Raw genomic sequence first — 16,308 nt, 5'->3', positions numbered from 1 at the left:
GCTACCGCCGGGGGGATTTTGCCAACCGCCACCTGCCTGTTATTACGCTTCTGTAGTCGCGTCGTCCAGTACGTACAGCTCACCATCATACAAACCCTGGATAGTCAGTTTTTGATTAGACAACGAGCGCAGGTAATTGATATGTGCGTCTTCAATCAGTTGGCCTGGCACAATCAGTGGTATGCCTGGCGGATAAGGGGTAACCAGTCCAGCCGCGATACGCCCCGCACTTTGTTGCCAGGGTAGTGATACCCGTTTACCAAAAAATGCATTAGAAGGTAGCTCGACCAAATTAATCGGCGGAATCATCTGAGGTAACTGGTGGCGGTTTTTGCTGCGATTTAACGTGACTGAGCCTTCATCCAGTTTTTTCAGCGCGTTATATAAGCGCACGATTTTAGAGCGCATCCCCCCTAAGGTTAATAACACCAAAATAGTACTGTGGGTGAATTTTTCAATTTCGAGGCCCACTTCATCCATTAAAAAACGATGAATTTCCTGGTTTGAATATTCCAGTGCGGAAATATCTATCAAAATTTTAAGCGGATCGTGGCCCATATTGTCTTTGTCAAAATGGGCAAATACCTTCGCAAAATCTTTGGCTTCCAGTATACGCAAACGCTTAAAACGAGAGACCTGCTGTTTGAGTTCTTCCACATTACTGAGTAACTCATTTAGTATCCTATAGCCTTCCATTTCGAGTTGCTGCCGGCACACATCCAGCGACGCGATCAGCTGATATTTTGGCGAAGTACTGGTATGGATACTGTATATTTCTTTGAAAAAATCCGCATCGAAATCGGGATCGTTAACATGAATAAACGATGCCTGAGAAAAAGCCGATACCACTTTGTGTGCTGAATGAGTTACATAATCGGCGCCCACATGAACCGCAGAATAGGGACGGAATTTGGGATGAAAAAAGGAATATGCAAACCATGCTTCATCAATAAATACCTTAATGCCGTGTCGATGACCTAATTCAACCACTTGCTTTAAATCCGTTAGCAAGCCGTCATAGGTACAGCCGGTTAGCACAATCAGTTTGGCATCGGTGTTAGCTTCGATAACCTGCTTAAGTTGATCAAGCTGAGGCGGCGAAAAAATCCCGTAATCAGGGTTAAACACACTGTCCAGATATACCGGCATAGCCCGCGCCTGGACAATGCCATAGTGGACAGATTTATGGCAATTGCGATCGGCAATAACCTTATCGCCTTCGCGTAACAGCGTTTGCAAAATGATTTTATTCGATGTGGACGAGCCGTTGGTGACAAAGAAAGACTGACGCACCTCAAACGTACTGGCCACATTAGCCTGGGCGCGTCCAATAGCGTGAGTACCATCGGATAATGAGCCTAATGAATCAACACTTACAGACAGGTCGCTAACAAACACGTTACGCCCAAAGAAACGGTAGAAATCACTAATGTACGGCGAGTGGCGGAAACTGGCTCCCCCACTATGACCTGGCGTATGCCACGAGTCATTGGCCTCCATCACATACTTTTTGTAGGCGGTCCAAAACGGTGTTTCATTTCTATCGTCAAAATCGTTGATGATATAGGCAAGGATAGATTCCGGATCAGAGATAATATCGGTGCGGTAAAAAAATGACTCCATGCCGCTGGTCACATTAACAATATCCAGCCCTTTAATAGCATCACCTAGTACATATACCGGCAATTCACGGCGTATGGCTTTGATAGCGCTAATGACCACCGCATTGTTATCGACCTTGCCCTCGCCTTCGCCGCCCACTTCTTTTTGATAAACTTCCGTATCCCAACTGAATACCACAGCCTGGATTTCCCCGTCATTGTGTACATGGTGCAGCGCTGTTGACACGGCGCTGGCTTCCACCACGCTAATATCAATATCAGGCCTATCAAATAGCTCAATAGTAGAACGAATACTTTGCGTAAGTTGTTGCAATAGCTCAGCTGAATCTTCAACAACAAGAATTTTTAATTTAGGAAGCATGCAGAAAATAAAGTTGTTTGGACGTTCCCCGCAGTGTACCGCTCAGGCAGGGGCTTGTCAGCGATGTTTTACCCCAAAGGTTTACCCTGGCAACACGCCAGGTTACGCGAGCACACCCGATATTGCCCGAAGCTCCTTTTAGGCAATACTGCCATACCGCTTAGCTAACGCCCTGCTTATAGCCGCTCTATCTCAACGTACCTGGTAACGCTTTACGTTGGGCTTCTTCATAGGGGGCGATGAGTAAAGCTCTTAAAGCGATCTGCAAAAGGTTAGACGTTTATGTTCGCGATAGGCGTGCGAAATGGCTGTTCGCGATAGATGTTCAGGAAAGGTGCTAAAGATGAGTACCGGAAATGATAATACTATATTAATCGGCAATGATTACCTTACCCGATAGCCATGTTATATGTATCTGGAGGCTTGTCTGGAGTATGGCCGGCGGCAGGGTACTCTGTCGCCAAAAACTGCCGACGGCAACGCCTACCAAAATGCTACAGCGTGCATACTGCTATACCATGGCATGCTCTCATTTTAGCAACCTGCGGCCCGGACGCGTAGCGAAAACATGGCTGAACGAGGTGGCTGTCCACTATGTTTGCCCGCCGTGATTATTTCCCTAACGATTGTGAGTGGGTATCTATTGGGGAGCGTAACGAAGCGCCCTAGCCGATTAAGCATGGGTGTCTACGGTCTAGCGCTAGGTGCCTATCGGGGTAGTGAGGCACGGTAGACGTGATTGAATGACGTGGGTGTCTATTATGTTTGCCCGCCGTGATTATTTCCCAAACGATTGTGAGTGGGTGTCTATTGGGGAGCGTTACGAAGCGCCCTAGCCGATTATGCGTGGGTGTCTACGGTCTAGCGCTAGGTGTCTATCGGGCTTGTGAGGCACCATAAACGTGATTGAACGAGGTGGGTGTCTATTATGTTTGCCCCATTATGTTTGCCCGCCGTGATTATTTCCCAAACGATTGTGAGTGGGTGTCTATTGGGGAGCGTTACGAAGCGCCCTAGCCGATAAGCATGGGTGTCTACAGTCTGGCGCTAGGTGTCTATCGGGCTGGTGAGGCACGGTAGACGTGATTGAACGACATGGGTGTCTATTATGTTTGCCCCACTATGTTTGCCCGCCGTGATTATTTCCCTAACGATTGTGAGTGGGTATCTATTGGGGAGCGTTACGAAGCGTCCTAGCCGATTATGCATGGGTGTCTACGGTCTAGCGCTAGGTGTCTATCGGGGTCGTGAGGCACGGTAGACGTGATTGAACGACGTGGGTGTCTATTATGTTTGCCCCACTATGTTTGCCCGCCGTGATTATTTCCCAAACGATTGTGAGTGGGTGTCTATTGGGGAGCGTTACGAAGCGCCCTAGCCGATTATGTATGGGTGTCTACGGTCTAGCGCTAGGTGTCTATCGGGCTTGTGAGGCACCGTAAACGTGATTCAACGAGGTGGGTGTCTATTATGTTTGCCCCATTATGTTTGCCCGCCGTGATTATTTCCCTCACGATTGTGAGTGGGTGTCTATTGGGGGGCGTTACGAAGCGCCCTAGCCGATTATGCATGGGTGTCTACGGTCTAGCGCTAGGTGTCTATCGGGCTCGTGAGGCACCGTAAACGTGATTGAACGAGGTGGGTGTCTATTGCAGCGTCTCTATTGCAGCGTCTTTTGCAGCGGGCTAACAATTGTGAGGCGCTTTGATGTAAGTCGATAAGCACATTACGGTGGACTTACATTTACACCTTGGTTTGAAGCCTGGAATATCTCAACCCTCTGCGCGAGAACTATATAGTGGCTATTACCACAGCGGGTTATAGTTATTCTAAGTGGCTATCATTGTCATCCAGGCCCGAGAGAAGAAGGCTATCAATGTTTGAAAAGTATTTATAAACACAATACGCTGCGTCACACTTGATTGGCGTAAAACTGGTTTGTATAACTTATCGGTTTTATCCGAAGAAGCGGGTATCTGGTCGTGGTTTGTCTTATCATTAGCCGAGGTTTGTTTACAATATCGGCTAACATATCAGCAAGTTATAAGGATAAAAATGAAGATACTTGTCGCAGTTTTATGCGCTACCTGGACCTGGATGGCTACTGCTGCCCCGGTCGCAATCACCGCCGATCGCATGGTAGATGTCGTTGAAGGAAAAGTCATTAACCAAGCAGTGATTGTTGTTGACGGTAATAAAATTCTCGCTGCAGGTCAGGCCCGCTCTGTGAATGTGCCTCAGGGGGCTCGGGTCATAGCATTAGGCGATCATACGTTGATGCCGGGGCTGATGGATATGCACGTCCATCTTACCAGCGATGCTACCAAGCATGGCTACAAGCGCTTATCGGTGTCGCTACCACGGGCAACGATTACCGGCGTGAAGCATGCGCGCCAAACTTTGGAGGCAGGTTTTACCACCGTGCGTAATGTCGGCGCGCCTGGTTTTGCCGACGTTGCCCTGCGTGATGCTATTGATGAGGGCGATGTACCCGGCCCCAGAATGTTTGTTGCTGGCCCCTCTTTAGGTGTCACTGGCGGACACTGTGACAGTAATTTACTGCCCTATGAGTTCCATGAAAAAAGCGAAGGCGTAGCTGATGGCCCATGGGAAGTACGAAAAGCGGTACGCCGCAATATTAAATATGGGGCCACTGTCATAAAATTTTGTGCCACTGGAGGTGTACTGTCTAAAGGAACGAAGGTGGGCGCTCAACAATATACCCAGCAGGAAATGAAAGCCCTGATAGAGGAAGCGCATTTGCGCGGCCTGACCGTGGCCACTCACGCCCATGGTACCTCCGGAATTAAAACGGCTATCCGCGCCGGCGTTGATTCTGTAGAGCATGGTAGCTTATTGGATGATGAAGCCATCGCCCTGGCGAAGGAACACGGTACGTATTTTTCGATGGATGTGTATGTCACCGAATATATCTTAAATGAGGGCGCAAAGGCCGGCATATTAGAAGAAAGTCTGGCTAAAGAGCGCACAGTAGGGAAGCAGCAACGGGATAATTTTCGCAAGGCAGTGGAAGCAGGTGTAAATATGGTGTTCGGCTCAGATGCAGGCGTGTACCCTCATGGCGATAATCCTAAGCAATTCGCTCGTATGGTAAAATTCGGCATGTCGCCTATGCAGGCTATACAGGCAGCCACGATTAATGCCGCCACATTATTAAAACAGCAAGACAACCTGGGTAGCCTGTCGCCAGGTAAATATGCTGACATCGTCGCCATACCAGGTAATCCTTTACAAGATATGTCAAAAATGGAACAGGTCAGTATGGTTATGAAAGATGGCGATGTGGTACTCAACCGCCTGAAGATGTAGCGCGCAAGGCTTGAAAAAGCAGCGCCAGGCCTTATTGTTTATCGTAATAAAAAAAGAAGCTGGTGCTTGATAACAAGGCCAGCTGCAATTTCACCTGTTGCTTGATAAGGATTGGTACTATGCGCTCTGTAGATATGACTCCCCTTTACCGTTCATTTATTGGATCTGACCATTTAGCGAGCTTGATTGATGCTGCTACCCGGGCTGAAAAGCAAAGCGCTTACCCGCCCTACAACATAGAACTTTTAGCAGAAAATCAGTATCGGATCACCATGGCGGTAGCCGGGTTTACCCAAGACGATGTAAACATTGAAATGCTGGATAATACCCTGACCATAACCGGGCGGAAGGCGCCGCGTGATAGCAATGCGCCAGAACGTACCTTCTTACATAAAGGGATTTCTGAACGAAATTTCGAACGCAAGTTTCAACTTGGCGATAACGTAAAAGTACTCGGTGCCGACATGGAACACGGCTTGTTGCATATTGATATGGAACGCATTATCCCTGAGTCCCAAAAGCCTCGCCAAATTAAGATTAATGGTAACCTTATTGGCAACAATAACCGTTAGCGCTTAATGTATTCCGGCACGCGTTTTATCACTGCCGTGCCGGATAAATAATCGTGAAAGCCCCGTTTATTTTTGTCAAAGGCGATCCAGATAAAACCTAAAAATAACGGCAAAATAGAAACGATATATGCAAAATAACGTACCACTGACTTTGCTATTGTAGGCTTGCGACCAGTGCGGGCATCAACCACCTGAATACCCAGCATCATTTTACCGGGCGTTCCTAAATAGCGTTGCCAGAACCACAAGGTTACAATAAACGGTAGCATATACCCGAACACGACATTCGCCCACATAGGTTGGCTACCGCCAGACATAGAAACAGTACCAAATACCAGTGCTACTGGCACCGTAATAAATAAAAAGAATACAATACAGTCCACAATAACTGCGGCCAGGCGTAGCATGAAACCCGCTGGTTTTACCCCGAACATACTCATGACTACAACAGTCCTTTTAAACGGGCAAGGCCGAATGCATTACAGGTACTGGCGTCTTTTATTTCGCCGCTGAGAATTTTTTCAACCAATTCAGTAACGGGTAAACAGTGCACCTGTAGCCCTTCCTCTTCTGCATCCAATTGTTGCTCGCCATGTTCAAAATCACTAGCCAGATAAATGTGGTAGCCTTGATTACTCATTCCATAGGCTAAATACTGAAAGCCCACATAGGTCCACTTTTTCGCCAATAAACCGGTTTCTTCTTTTAACTCCCCTGCCGCCAACTCGGCTGGATCAACATCGGGATTTTCATCCCAGGTGCCTTGGGGAAATTCCAGTTGATGTTGTGCAACCGGATAGCGGTATTGTTCTACCATGTACACCTGACCATCCTGCACGGGTAGAATAATGGCAAAATGGGGTTTTTCTACTACGCTGTAAAGGCCTTGCGCTCCACTTTCTCGCGCGATGATATCTTCACGTACCCGCATCCACTTATTTTCATATACCACTTTGGATGATAGCGTTTTAATGGGTGGGTTATGCTTCGCGGTAGTCATGTTTAGCCGAGCCTTTTTCTTTTGATTAATTATTAGTACCGGCTACCTGATTCAACAGGCGTGCCAACGCATGATGCTCATCCTCGCCTACCATCACCACTGAAAGGTGGGTTTCATTCTCATTTAAAACCCGCAGTATATTAGGCTGGTGCCAACTCTGTTCCATCGATAAGTTACTGATAGTATCACTTGCCGCGCCATAAATAAGGATAGGTATGGTTAATTGAGGGATATCCAACAACATATCGGTTTGCCTCAGACTTACCCCGGCGCGCAGGGCTGCCAACTCTGCCCCTGCTTTTAATGTAGCATTGCTAATAAACCGGCTTAACCAGGGGGAGTAAGTGCGTGCCACCGGAATCGTTGCCTCATCAAACCGGCGCATCGGCGCAAGTAAGGCTAACGCATCAATAGATGGTGTATGAGTGGCGGCCTTCACCGCAGCCAGCGCACCTATAGAGTGGCCCACCACAATAATTGGTCGGGGCAAGCCGGCTAGCTGTTGGCGAATAAAATCTGCTATCAATATACCGTCTTTCACCCCGTAGGCCCGTACCCCTTGGGAATCGCCGTGCCCGATGAGATCCGGTGCAAACGTATGTAAACCAAGGTAATTAAAATAGGCCATGGTGGGCAACCAGCTGCGCTTATTATTGCCCTGTCCGTGAATTAATACCACAGTGCCGCGATATAGGCCCTGCCAATCAGCAGACAAATGCAATGTTTTTTGCCTGTGCTGGTTCGCATCGGCAGTCAACGCCACCGTGTATTGCAAACTAGCCGGGGTCACGGTAGGCGGTCGGTACAAATAGTTGATGCAGTCGCTCATAGCTTCGCTGCAATAGATAGCCTGCGTGGCGGTGGTATCGGTTGTTGACGTTACAGAAACCGAGGCATTCGCTTGTTCTATCTGGTTTGCCACTAACTGAGCACAGCCGCTGAGCGCACATAACGCTAACAGGCTAAGCAGCACCCACACAGATCTGAAGAAAGCAACCGAAGGGGTTTTATGAGTAAGTAAACTAAACAAAACATCGCCACATTGCCTGAGCGGGGGAACAAAGCCGGGGAAGGTAAACGGGCGCATGGCTATTCTCGCAGGCTGATAAAAAAGGGAGCCTGATGCTCCCTTTTTTATTATAAGTACTCGACTTCGATAATCTCAAATTCCACTGCGCCAGAAGGCGTCTGGATATTGGCTACATCATCCACCTGTTTGCCAATCAGGCCTCGGGCGATAGGTGAGTTAACCGATATCAGATTATTTTTAATATCGGCTTCATCGTCGCCTACTATGCGGTAGCAAATTTCTTTATCTGTTTCCACATTCAAAATAGTTACCGTTGCCCCAAAAATAACTTTGCCATTGTTTTCAATTTTTGTGACATCGATAATCTGAGCATTTGACAGCTTACCTTCAATATCCTGAATACGCCCTTCACAAAAGCTTTGCTGCTCTCGTGCGGCATGGTATTCAGCATTTTCTTTCAAGTCGCCATGTTCACGGGCCTCGGCAATGGACTCGATAATTCTTGGGCGTGTAACAGATTTTAGTTCGTTAAGCTCATTGCGCAGAAGCTCTGCACCGTGAGCAGTCATAGGATACTGAGCCATGGGTTCGTCTCACTTTTATGTCTGTTTATGCTAAAACGCGATCAAAAAAAGTGCGCCCTTGGGGCGCACATTTTATTTCCTAACTATGACAACAGGATACCGCGTATCCTGCAAGTTGTCATCAATGTTTCATACGCGCATGCAATTCCTGCACAGAAGTTACACGGCTGCGGTCATCGGCAGATTTTGCCTGCACCGTGGCAAATGCCGCATTCATTGTAGTGGTATAGGTGATTTTATTTAGCAGCGCTTCGCGCCTTATATAAACTGAATCAGTAATCGCCTGGCGACCTTCTGTGGTGTTGATAATATAATCGTACACCCCATTTTTTATTGAATCGACAATATTCGGACGACCTTCTGATACTTTGTTAACAACACTGCTAACAATACCTGCATCATACAATGTAGTGGCAGTGCCCCGGGTAGATTCAATCTCAAAGCCGTTATTTACCAGTAATCTGGCCAGCTCAATAACCCGGTTCTTATCATTGTTGCGCACCGACAACAAGGCTTTACCGCCTTGCGGAAGTGGTACGCCTGCACCAAGATTGGCTTTAGCATACGCTTCTTCAAAGGTTTCACCCACGCCCATCACTTCGCCCGTAGACCGCATTTCCGGGCCTAACAGCGGATCAACGCCCTGGAATTTGGCAAACGGTAAAACCACTTCTTTAACACTAAAGAACGGTGGAATGACCTCTTCGGTGACGCCTTGTTCAGCAAGTGTCACACCGGCCATCGCCCGGGCCGCTACCTTAGCTAGTGGTATACCGGTGGCTTTAGAAACAAACGGTACAGTACGCGCCGCACGAGGGTTAACTTCTATCAGGTACACTTCGTTGTCTTTTATCGCGAACTGCGTGTTCATCAATCCGACAACGCCTAATTCCAGCGCCATATCTTTCACTTGCTGACGCATTTTGTCCTGAATTTCTTTAGACAACGAATGTGGTGGCAAGGAACAGGCTGAATCACCAGAGTGGACGCCGGCTTGTTCGATATGCTCCATGATGCCGCCGATAACTACCTGCTGACCGTCACAGATGGCATCAATATCAACCTCAATCGCATCGTCTAGAAAACGATCTAACAACACCGGAGAATCATTTGACACTTTTACCGCATCGTTCAGGTAACGTTTAAGATCTTTTAAATCATAAACAATTTCCATGGCGCGGCCGCCCAGCACATAGGAGGGGCGTACTACCAGTGGAAAGCCTATTTGCTCCGCCCGCGATAGTGCCTGTTCCATATTACTAACCGTCGCATTCGCTGGCTGCTTCAGGTTCAGCTTATTGACCATATGCTGAAAACGCTCACGGTCTTCGGCGCGGTCTATTGCATCAGGCGAGGTGCCAATAATAGGCACACCATTAGCTTCAAGGTCACGGGCCAGTTTTAAGGGGGTTTGCCCTCCGTACTGCACGATAACCCCTTTGGGTTTTTCTTTGGCCACAATCTCCAGCACATCTTCCAATGTCACCGGCTCAAAATACAGCCGATCAGAGGTGTCATAGTCCGTCGATACGGTTTCCGGGTTGCAGTTAACCATAATGGTTTCGTATCCATCTTCGCGCATAGCCAGCGCAGCGTGGACACAACAATAGTCAAATTCAATACCCTGGCCGATACGGTTTGGACCGCCGCCCAATACCATGATTTTATCATTGTCGGTTGGCGCGGCTTCGCACTCTTCATCGTATGTGGAATACAAATAAGCAGTACTGGTCGCAAATTCCGCCGCACAGGTATCTACCCGCTTATAAACCGGATGAATAGCAAAACCATGACGCACACTGCGCACATCACTTTCGGCTACGCTGGTTAACTCAGCCAAGCGGGCATCAGCGAAGCCTTTGCGTTTAAGTTTACGCATAAAGTCAGCATCAATATTGCTGATACCTTTATCCGTTACTTCCTGCTCAAGTTTAACCAACTCTTCTATCTGTACCAGATACCAGCGGTCAATGTTGGTCAGGCTAAATATCTCTTCTACATCCATCCCCAGGCGGAAGGCATCAGCAATATACCAAATGCGTTCGGCGCCCGGTTCGCGTAATTCATATACCAGTTTATTTCTAACGTCAGGGTCTTCCAGGTTTACCATGGAATTAAGCCCGGTAGCACCAACTTCTAACCCACGTAGTGCTTTTTGTAAGGACTCCTGCTGGTTACGCCCAATCGCCATCACCTCGCCAACAGACTTCATTTGCGTAGTTAACCGATCATTGGCACCAGCAAACTTTTCAAAGTTAAAGCGGGGGATTTTAGTTACGACATAATCGATAGACGGCTCGAAGGACGCAGGCGTAAGGCCGCCGGTAATGTCATTATCTAACTCATCAAGCGAATAGCCTACTGCCAGCTTGGCGGCCACCTTTGCAATAGGGAAGCCGGTTGCTTTAGACGCCAGCGCTGAAGAGCGAGAAACACGGGGGTTCATCTCTATAATAACCATCCGGCCAGTTTCAGGATCTACCCCAAACTGAACATTGGATCCGCCCGTTTCGACACCAATTTCACGCAATACTGCCATCGCTGCATTACGCATAATCTGAAATTCTTTATCGGTAAGGGTTTGCGCCGGGGCTACGGTAATAGAATCCCCCGTGTGCACACCCATCGGATCGAAGTTTTCGATGGTACAAACAATAATACAGTTATCGTTTTTATCGCGTACCACTTCCATTTCGTATTCTTTCCAGCCAATCAACGATTCATCAATAAGCAATTCGTTGGTGGGAGAAAGATCCAGGCCGCGGTGACAAATTTCATCAAATTCATCGATATTGTAAGCAATACCACCACCGGAGCCACCCATGGTAAAAGACGGTCGAATAATACACGGGAACCCAATGCGGCTTAATACATCGTGCGCTTCATCCATGCTATGGGCAATTTCAGCATGGGGGCATTCCAGACCAATATTACGCATGGCTTTATCAAAGCGGTCGCGATCTTCAGCCTTATCAATAGCGTCAGCGGTGGCGCCGATGAGCTCAACATCGAATTCACTTAGCACGCCATGGCGGTCTAGTTCCAGTGCACAGTTAAGCGCCGTCTGGCCACCCATAGTAGGCAAAATAGCGTCAGGGCGTTCTTTTTCAATAATCTTACGTACAACTTCCCAATGAATAGGCTCGATATAAGTAGCATCGGCCATTTCGGGGTCAGTCATAATAGTTGCCGGATTCGAGTTAACCAGGATTACCCGGTAACCTTCCTCGCGCAGCGCTTTACACGCCTGGGCACCTGAATAATCAAATTCGCAGGCCTGGCCAATAACAATAGGTCCAGCGCCAAGAATCAGGATACTTTTTAGGTCGGTACGTTTTGGCATAGTGGGCTCGTTCCTACTGCTTTGCTTGTTCGATAAGTTCGATAAAATGGTCAAACAGGGGGGCGGCATCCTGAGGACCCGGGCTGGCTTCAGGGTGGCCCTGGAAGCTAAATGCCGGTTTGTCCTTGCGGTGAATACCCTGTAAGGATTTATCGAACAGCGAAATATGGGTCACTTCCAGATTATCCGGAATAGTTGACTCATCGACCGCAAATCCATGGTTCTGGCTGGTAATCATCACCACACCACGTTTGAGATCTTTCACCGGATGGTTCGCGCCATGATGGCCAAACTTCATTTTCGCAGTGGTCGCCCCGCTGGCCAGAGCCAATAGCTGGTGCCCCAAACAGATCCCAAAAGTGGGAATGTTGGCTTCAACGATTGTTTTAATCGCACTGATAGCATAATCACAGGGCTCCGGGTCGCCGGGGCCATTGGATAAAAATACGCCGTCTGGCTGCATATCCATCACTTCCTGCGCCGGGGTCTGGGCCGGAACTAAGGTAATTTTACAACCCCGGTCCACTAACATACGTAATATGTTGTGTTTAACCCCGTAGTCGTAAGCCACCACGTGATATTTGGCCGGCTCGGCAGGTTTTACATAACCTTCGCCCAGCTTCCATACACCACCATCCCATTCACGGGTTTCTTTGATACACACTTCTTTGGCGAGGTCCATGCCCTTAAGCCCGGGATAGGCTTTTGCCTGTTCCAGCGCTGCCTGCTCATCCAACTCGTCGGTGCATACAATACAGCCGTTCTGAGCGCCTTTATCGCGCAATAAACGGGTAAGTCTGCGGGTATCGATGTCAGCAATACCGACTACGCCTTTGGCAGCCAGATATTCAGATAGTGATTGTTGTTGACGAAAGTTACTGGCAATGAGCGGGAGCTCGCGGATAACCAGTCCTTTAGACCAGATTTGATCTGCTTCGACGTCTTCTAAATTGATACCGGTATTACCGATGTGGGGATAGGTCAGGGTGATGATTTGTTCAGCGTATGAGGGGTCTGTGAGGATTTCCTGGTAGCCTGTCATGGAAGTATTAAAAACAACTTCCCCAACGGCTGTGCCTTTAGCACCTATTGCCGTACCTTTAAAAACAGAACCGTCCTCTAACACCAAAAGGGCAGAATTAGCCAAGTCAACCTCCAAATTAAGGATAACCGAGTGTTTCAACAAAACAGATTGCTAAAACTCACAAAAAACGGGAACAGAATATAATCCTGCGTCCCGTTTGCAGTCTTTGCAGCTAATAAACATGCGCTGTAGAGCTTCCCAGCGCAAAATTTTGGCAAATTCCGTGAAGTATATAGTAATTCTTTAAGGCGGTCTATCCGGATTTTAGAAAACCTGTAAAAACACCGCGCTTAAACAATTTTTTGCCAATAGGCTGCAAAAACCTCACTTTATTGTAAACCGGCCGGTTAACTTTCAAGGCCGATTACATCATTCATACCATACAGGCCTGGCGTCTTTTGCTGCAGCCATACAGCCGCTTTAACCGCGCCCCGGCCAAACGTCAGGCGGCTAGACGCTTTATGGGTGATCTCCAACCGCTCACCAATATCAGCAAACAGAGCGGTGTGCTCTCCTACAATATCCCCTGCTCTAACGGTGGCAAAGCCGATGGTTTGTTGGTCACGCTCAGGTTCTACCCCTTCCCGACCGTATACCGCACATTGACTGAGGTCTCGGCCCAACTCGTCGGCTATCGCATGCCCAATGGCCATGGCGGTGCCTGATGGCGCGTCTTTTTTAAAACGATGGTGCGCCTCCATGATTTCTATATCTGCGGTTTCCCCCAGCGCTTTGGCGGCTTGTTTAACCAGTGATAACATCAGGTTGACCCCCACACTGTAATTAGCCGCAAACACAATTGGAATGTGTGCTTTAGCCTGCTCAAGCGCGTTCAGCTGTTCAGCAGACAAGCCGGTAGTGCCGATAACCAGTGGCACCTTATGTTTTACGCACCAGGCTAAGTTATTGTCCAGCGCTGCCGGTAAGGTGAAATCAATCATTACATCTACCTGCGCAGGGCTGAGCGCGTTCACCGCTATACAATTTACCGCCTGTTTGCCAATACCTGCCAACTCGCCGACATTCATCCCTATCCAAGGCGAATCGTCACGCACAGTGGCTGCACTCAGTTCGGCTGCTGTGTGCTCTTGGACTGCTTCAATTAAAACCCGGCCCATGCGGCCATTTGCACCAAATATTCCTACGTTCATTACTGTTTCTTCAAAACCTGTTTAAAGGCATTTTGCCTGATGCAGAGCGGTATGCAACCGTTGTTGAAAGCACGAACATGAATTTCAGCTTAGCATGGCCACCGTACCGCCCTTATAGGCGGCAAATGACAGGTCATAGTTAACCTGCCTGCGCGCTGCCAGCTAACGGCCTGGCTTGCTCGTGCGTCTCACTCTTGTGGCTTGCTCTTGTAACCTGGTCTGTGGATTAGTCATCCGTATAGGCTTGACCGGTTAGCAATCAATAAACGGTATGGCCTTCATTTTAGCGACGGCCAACGGTAATCAATCGAGGCTTGCGTATCGTCTTATTGATTAAATTATACCTGGGATAAAACTATCCCCTTTGAGCAGCGCCGCCTAGCCAGTGCGTAATATTCGTTTTACGCTACTTGCAGGTTTTACTAAACCCGCTTTGCCGAAGATATGAGCCCGGAAAGGTGAACGCCTGCCTGCTTAAATTGTTTGGCCCTGCGCAGTAGTCCACCCAGTATGCCAGGCTAAAACTTCGGCTGCGATGTTATTACTCTGCCTTTACTTACAGGCTACGCATCGGGGCAGTGGGTAGGTTTGTTCTATACCCGGCAAGATTGGCTAACATGCCGTCACAGACAACTATGTAGGTAATGTGTGCCTGAAACAGTGATACGCCCTCCCCCGTGCAGATGCTGGCACAGGCAATGCCACCGTTAATTATTTCCCACTGGCGGCGTCGCCTTTGTGCCGATAAACCACGCTCCTGTTAAGATAGCTGCATATATCCGCATATAGGGTGGCAGCGCTGGCTTAGCCGTATGGTAAATAAAAACCGGCCAATGGCGGCCGTATCGGCCTGCTTTTTAAGCGGAGGAACAAAAATAATCTGTTAACGTACTTGAGTTTATCTTGGGGTTTTCGCACTCTATAAAAAAACATGGTGAGTGTTGATTATGCAATCAAATCTTATTTGGGATATCCCTACCCGTTTGTTTCACTGGTTACTGGTAGGCGGACTACTCGTGCAATACATTACAGCCGAATGGATGGACGATGCTATGCAATGGCATTTTTACAGCGGCTATTTCCTATTGGGCTTACTGATATTCCGGCTATGGTGGGGGTTGATTGGGCCAGATTACGCTAAGTTTTCGTCGTTTGTTACCGGCCCGGCCAGAGTTTACCAATACAGCCGTCAGGTGCTTTCCCGGCATCATGAGGATCACGCCGGCCACAATCCTTTAGGTGGCTGGGTAGTGTTACTTATGCTTTTTCTGGTGACCTGCCAGGCAGTAAGTGGGTTATTTTTAACAGATGACGTGTTTTTGGATGGCCCATGGCGCAATGCAGTAGAGGAATCGACCCAGGATTTCATGAATTTTATTCATCACCGTTTCTTCAACTTGCTATTGTGGTTAATCGGGCTGCACGTGGCGGCCATTGCCTTTTATTCTTTCTACAAAGGGCAAAAACTGGTGCCAGCCATGTTCCACGGTAAAAAAGTGACCAAAGCGAAAGGAATTACTTCATCTAAATTGATGTTAGCCATTGTACTTGCCCTATGCAGCGCAGCATTAACTTATTACATAGTGGAGTTAGCGCCGCCAAAGGCTGCGGTTGAAGCGTACTATTGAATTTTTCGGGGTATGTCGCTATCGGTTAAGTCTGCCTTAACTGCATTTATGCAAAATAGACGGTCGGTTATCGCCAGAACCCCGCTAACGTAATCTCAATATGTAGTAGTTAATGTCATAACCGTATAGTGGCAAAGGTTCAGATCTGTGTTTCTGTGTATCGGGACTTTTTCATCAGGAGTTCTCCTTCTTGACTCAGTTTACGCCGAAGAACTCTAAAAAGGTATGTCGCTATTTTAGGGGAGGTTTACACCACTAAGGGGCGATAACACATGAGCGAAAATTAGGAACGAAGTGACGCAGCCCATGTGTTAGCGCCCCAGCGAGCGAAGCGAGAGCCTTGAGTAGATTGTTATACATCTGAACTAAAGCCTACGTTGCCATCGCTTTGGGTAGATACCTTTGAATACGATATTAATAAGTTTTTCTCTGTCGATATATCCTTTTTTGCATTTAATGCCATAGTAAATGAAGGCAAATAAAGCACAAAACGTGAATAGCGATAAACATAGGATTAAGAAACAAAATATGAAGACTACCAATACTGTATAACCATCGTAGCTGCGGATTGGTATATCTGACTCAAGACCAAAGCTTGAAGCA

General features: G+C 47.9%; 11 protein-coding genes. 3 read left to right on the top strand and 8 right to left on the bottom strand.

Translation table 11 applies throughout. The annotated features are described in order from the left end of the window. Window positions 1-42: 42 nt before the first annotated feature. A complete protein-coding gene (locus D0Y50_RS06730; RefSeq protein ID WP_117316094.1) occupies window positions 43-1,983 on the bottom strand; it encodes an aminotransferase class I/II-fold pyridoxal phosphate-dependent enzyme in 1,941 nt (646 codons plus the stop codon). Between the two features lie 2,055 nt (window positions 1,984-4,038). On the opposite strand from D0Y50_RS06730, the gene D0Y50_RS06725 reads away from it, so the two are divergent. Together D0Y50_RS06725 and D0Y50_RS06720 are read left to right on the top strand one after the other, a co-directional pair. Next, the gene (locus tag D0Y50_RS06725) at window positions 4,039-5,313 is read left to right on the top strand and encodes a Xaa-Pro dipeptidase (protein ID WP_117316092.1); all 1,275 of its coding nucleotides are present in this window, start codon (window positions 4,039-4,041) and stop codon (window positions 5,311-5,313) included. Between the two features lie 119 nt (window positions 5,314-5,432). Beyond that, window positions 5,433-5,885 (top strand): Hsp20 family protein, encoded by a 453-nt coding sequence (locus D0Y50_RS06720; protein WP_108566362.1) that lies wholly within the window; start codon window positions 5,433-5,435, stop codon window positions 5,883-5,885. Here D0Y50_RS06720 and D0Y50_RS06715 read toward each other — a convergent pair. The 7 genes from D0Y50_RS06715 to dapB all read right to left on the bottom strand — a co-directional run bounded on the left by D0Y50_RS06715 (window position 5,882) and on the right by dapB (window position 14,077). Then, the gene (locus D0Y50_RS06715) at window positions 5,882-6,325 is read right to left on the bottom strand and encodes an RDD family protein (protein ID WP_108566363.1); all 444 of its coding nucleotides are present in this window, start codon (window positions 6,323-6,325) and stop codon (window positions 5,882-5,884) included. The genes D0Y50_RS06720 and D0Y50_RS06715 overlap by 4 nt on opposite strands. 2 nt (window positions 6,326-6,327) lie before the next feature. Next, window positions 6,328-6,885: an NUDIX domain-containing protein gene (locus D0Y50_RS06710; RefSeq protein ID WP_117316089.1), complete on the bottom strand. Its 558-nt coding sequence runs from the start codon at window positions 6,883-6,885 to the stop codon at window positions 6,328-6,330. Window positions 6,886-6,910: 25 nt separating this feature from the next. After that, the gene (locus tag D0Y50_RS06705; RefSeq protein ID WP_117316087.1) at window positions 6,911-7,972 is read right to left on the bottom strand and encodes an alpha/beta hydrolase; all 1,062 of its coding nucleotides are present in this window, start codon (window positions 7,970-7,972) and stop codon (window positions 6,911-6,913) included. Window positions 7,973-8,022: 50 nt separating this feature from the next. Further along, window positions 8,023-8,499, bottom strand: coding sequence for a transcription elongation factor GreA (greA, locus tag D0Y50_RS06700; RefSeq protein ID WP_108566366.1), 477 nt, complete (start codon window positions 8,497-8,499; stop codon window positions 8,023-8,025). A 121-nt stretch (window positions 8,500-8,620) separates the two neighbouring features. Next, window positions 8,621-11,842: a carbamoyl-phosphate synthase large subunit gene (gene carB, locus D0Y50_RS06695; protein ID WP_108566367.1), complete on the bottom strand. Its 3,222-nt coding sequence runs from the start codon at window positions 11,840-11,842 to the stop codon at window positions 8,621-8,623. 13 nt (window positions 11,843-11,855) lie between these two features. Then, on the bottom strand, window positions 11,856-12,989 hold the full coding sequence (gene carA, locus D0Y50_RS06690) for a glutamine-hydrolyzing carbamoyl-phosphate synthase small subunit (protein WP_108566394.1): 1,134 nt from the start codon (window positions 12,987-12,989) through the stop codon (window positions 11,856-11,858). 284 nt (window positions 12,990-13,273) lie between these two features. Then, the gene (gene dapB, locus D0Y50_RS06685) at window positions 13,274-14,077 is read right to left on the bottom strand and encodes a 4-hydroxy-tetrahydrodipicolinate reductase (protein WP_117316084.1); all 804 of its coding nucleotides are present in this window, start codon (window positions 14,075-14,077) and stop codon (window positions 13,274-13,276) included. Window positions 14,078-15,024: 947 nt separating this feature from the next. Here dapB and D0Y50_RS06680 point away from each other — a divergent pair. Further along, entirely contained in the window at window positions 15,025-15,705 is a 681-nt protein-coding gene (locus tag D0Y50_RS06680) for a cytochrome b/b6 domain-containing protein (RefSeq protein WP_117316082.1), read from the top strand. Window positions 15,706-16,308: the final 603 nt, after the last annotated feature.

This window comes from Salinimonas sediminis (assembly GCF_003429285.1).
In the GTDB taxonomy this organism is placed as follows: Bacteria; Pseudomonadota; Gammaproteobacteria; order Enterobacterales; family Alteromonadaceae; genus Alteromonas; species Alteromonas indica.
The sequence above is the reverse complement of the archived record's forward strand: the minus strand, read 5'-3'. Positions and strand labels throughout refer to the sequence as shown.

Coding starts and splice junctions, on each gene's coding strand:
- D0Y50_RS06730 (WP_117316094.1), bottom strand. CDS start 1,983: ATGCTTCCTAAATTAAAAATTCTTGTTGTTGAAGATTCAGCTGAGCTA.
- D0Y50_RS06725 (WP_117316092.1), top strand. CDS start 4,039: ATGAAGATACTTGTCGCAGTTTTATGCGCTACCTGGACCTGGATGGCT.
- D0Y50_RS06720 (WP_108566362.1), top strand. CDS start 5,433: ATGCGCTCTGTAGATATGACTCCCCTTTACCGTTCATTTATTGGATCT.
- D0Y50_RS06715 (WP_108566363.1), bottom strand. CDS start 6,325: ATGAGTATGTTCGGGGTAAAACCAGCGGGTTTCATGCTACGCCTGGCC.
- D0Y50_RS06710 (WP_117316089.1), bottom strand. CDS start 6,885: ATGACTACCGCGAAGCATAACCCACCCATTAAAACGCTATCATCCAAA.
- D0Y50_RS06705 (WP_117316087.1), bottom strand. CDS start 7,972: ATGCGCCCGTTTACCTTCCCCGGCTTTGTTCCCCCGCTCAGGCAATGT.
- greA (WP_108566366.1), bottom strand. CDS start 8,499: ATGGCTCAGTATCCTATGACTGCTCACGGTGCAGAGCTTCTGCGCAAT.
- carB (WP_108566367.1), bottom strand. CDS start 11,842: ATGCCAAAACGTACCGACCTAAAAAGTATCCTGATTCTTGGCGCTGGA.
- dapB (WP_117316084.1), bottom strand. CDS start 14,077: ATGAACGTAGGAATATTTGGTGCAAATGGCCGCATGGGCCGGGTTTTA.
- D0Y50_RS06680 (WP_117316082.1), top strand. CDS start 15,025: ATGCAATCAAATCTTATTTGGGATATCCCTACCCGTTTGTTTCACTGG.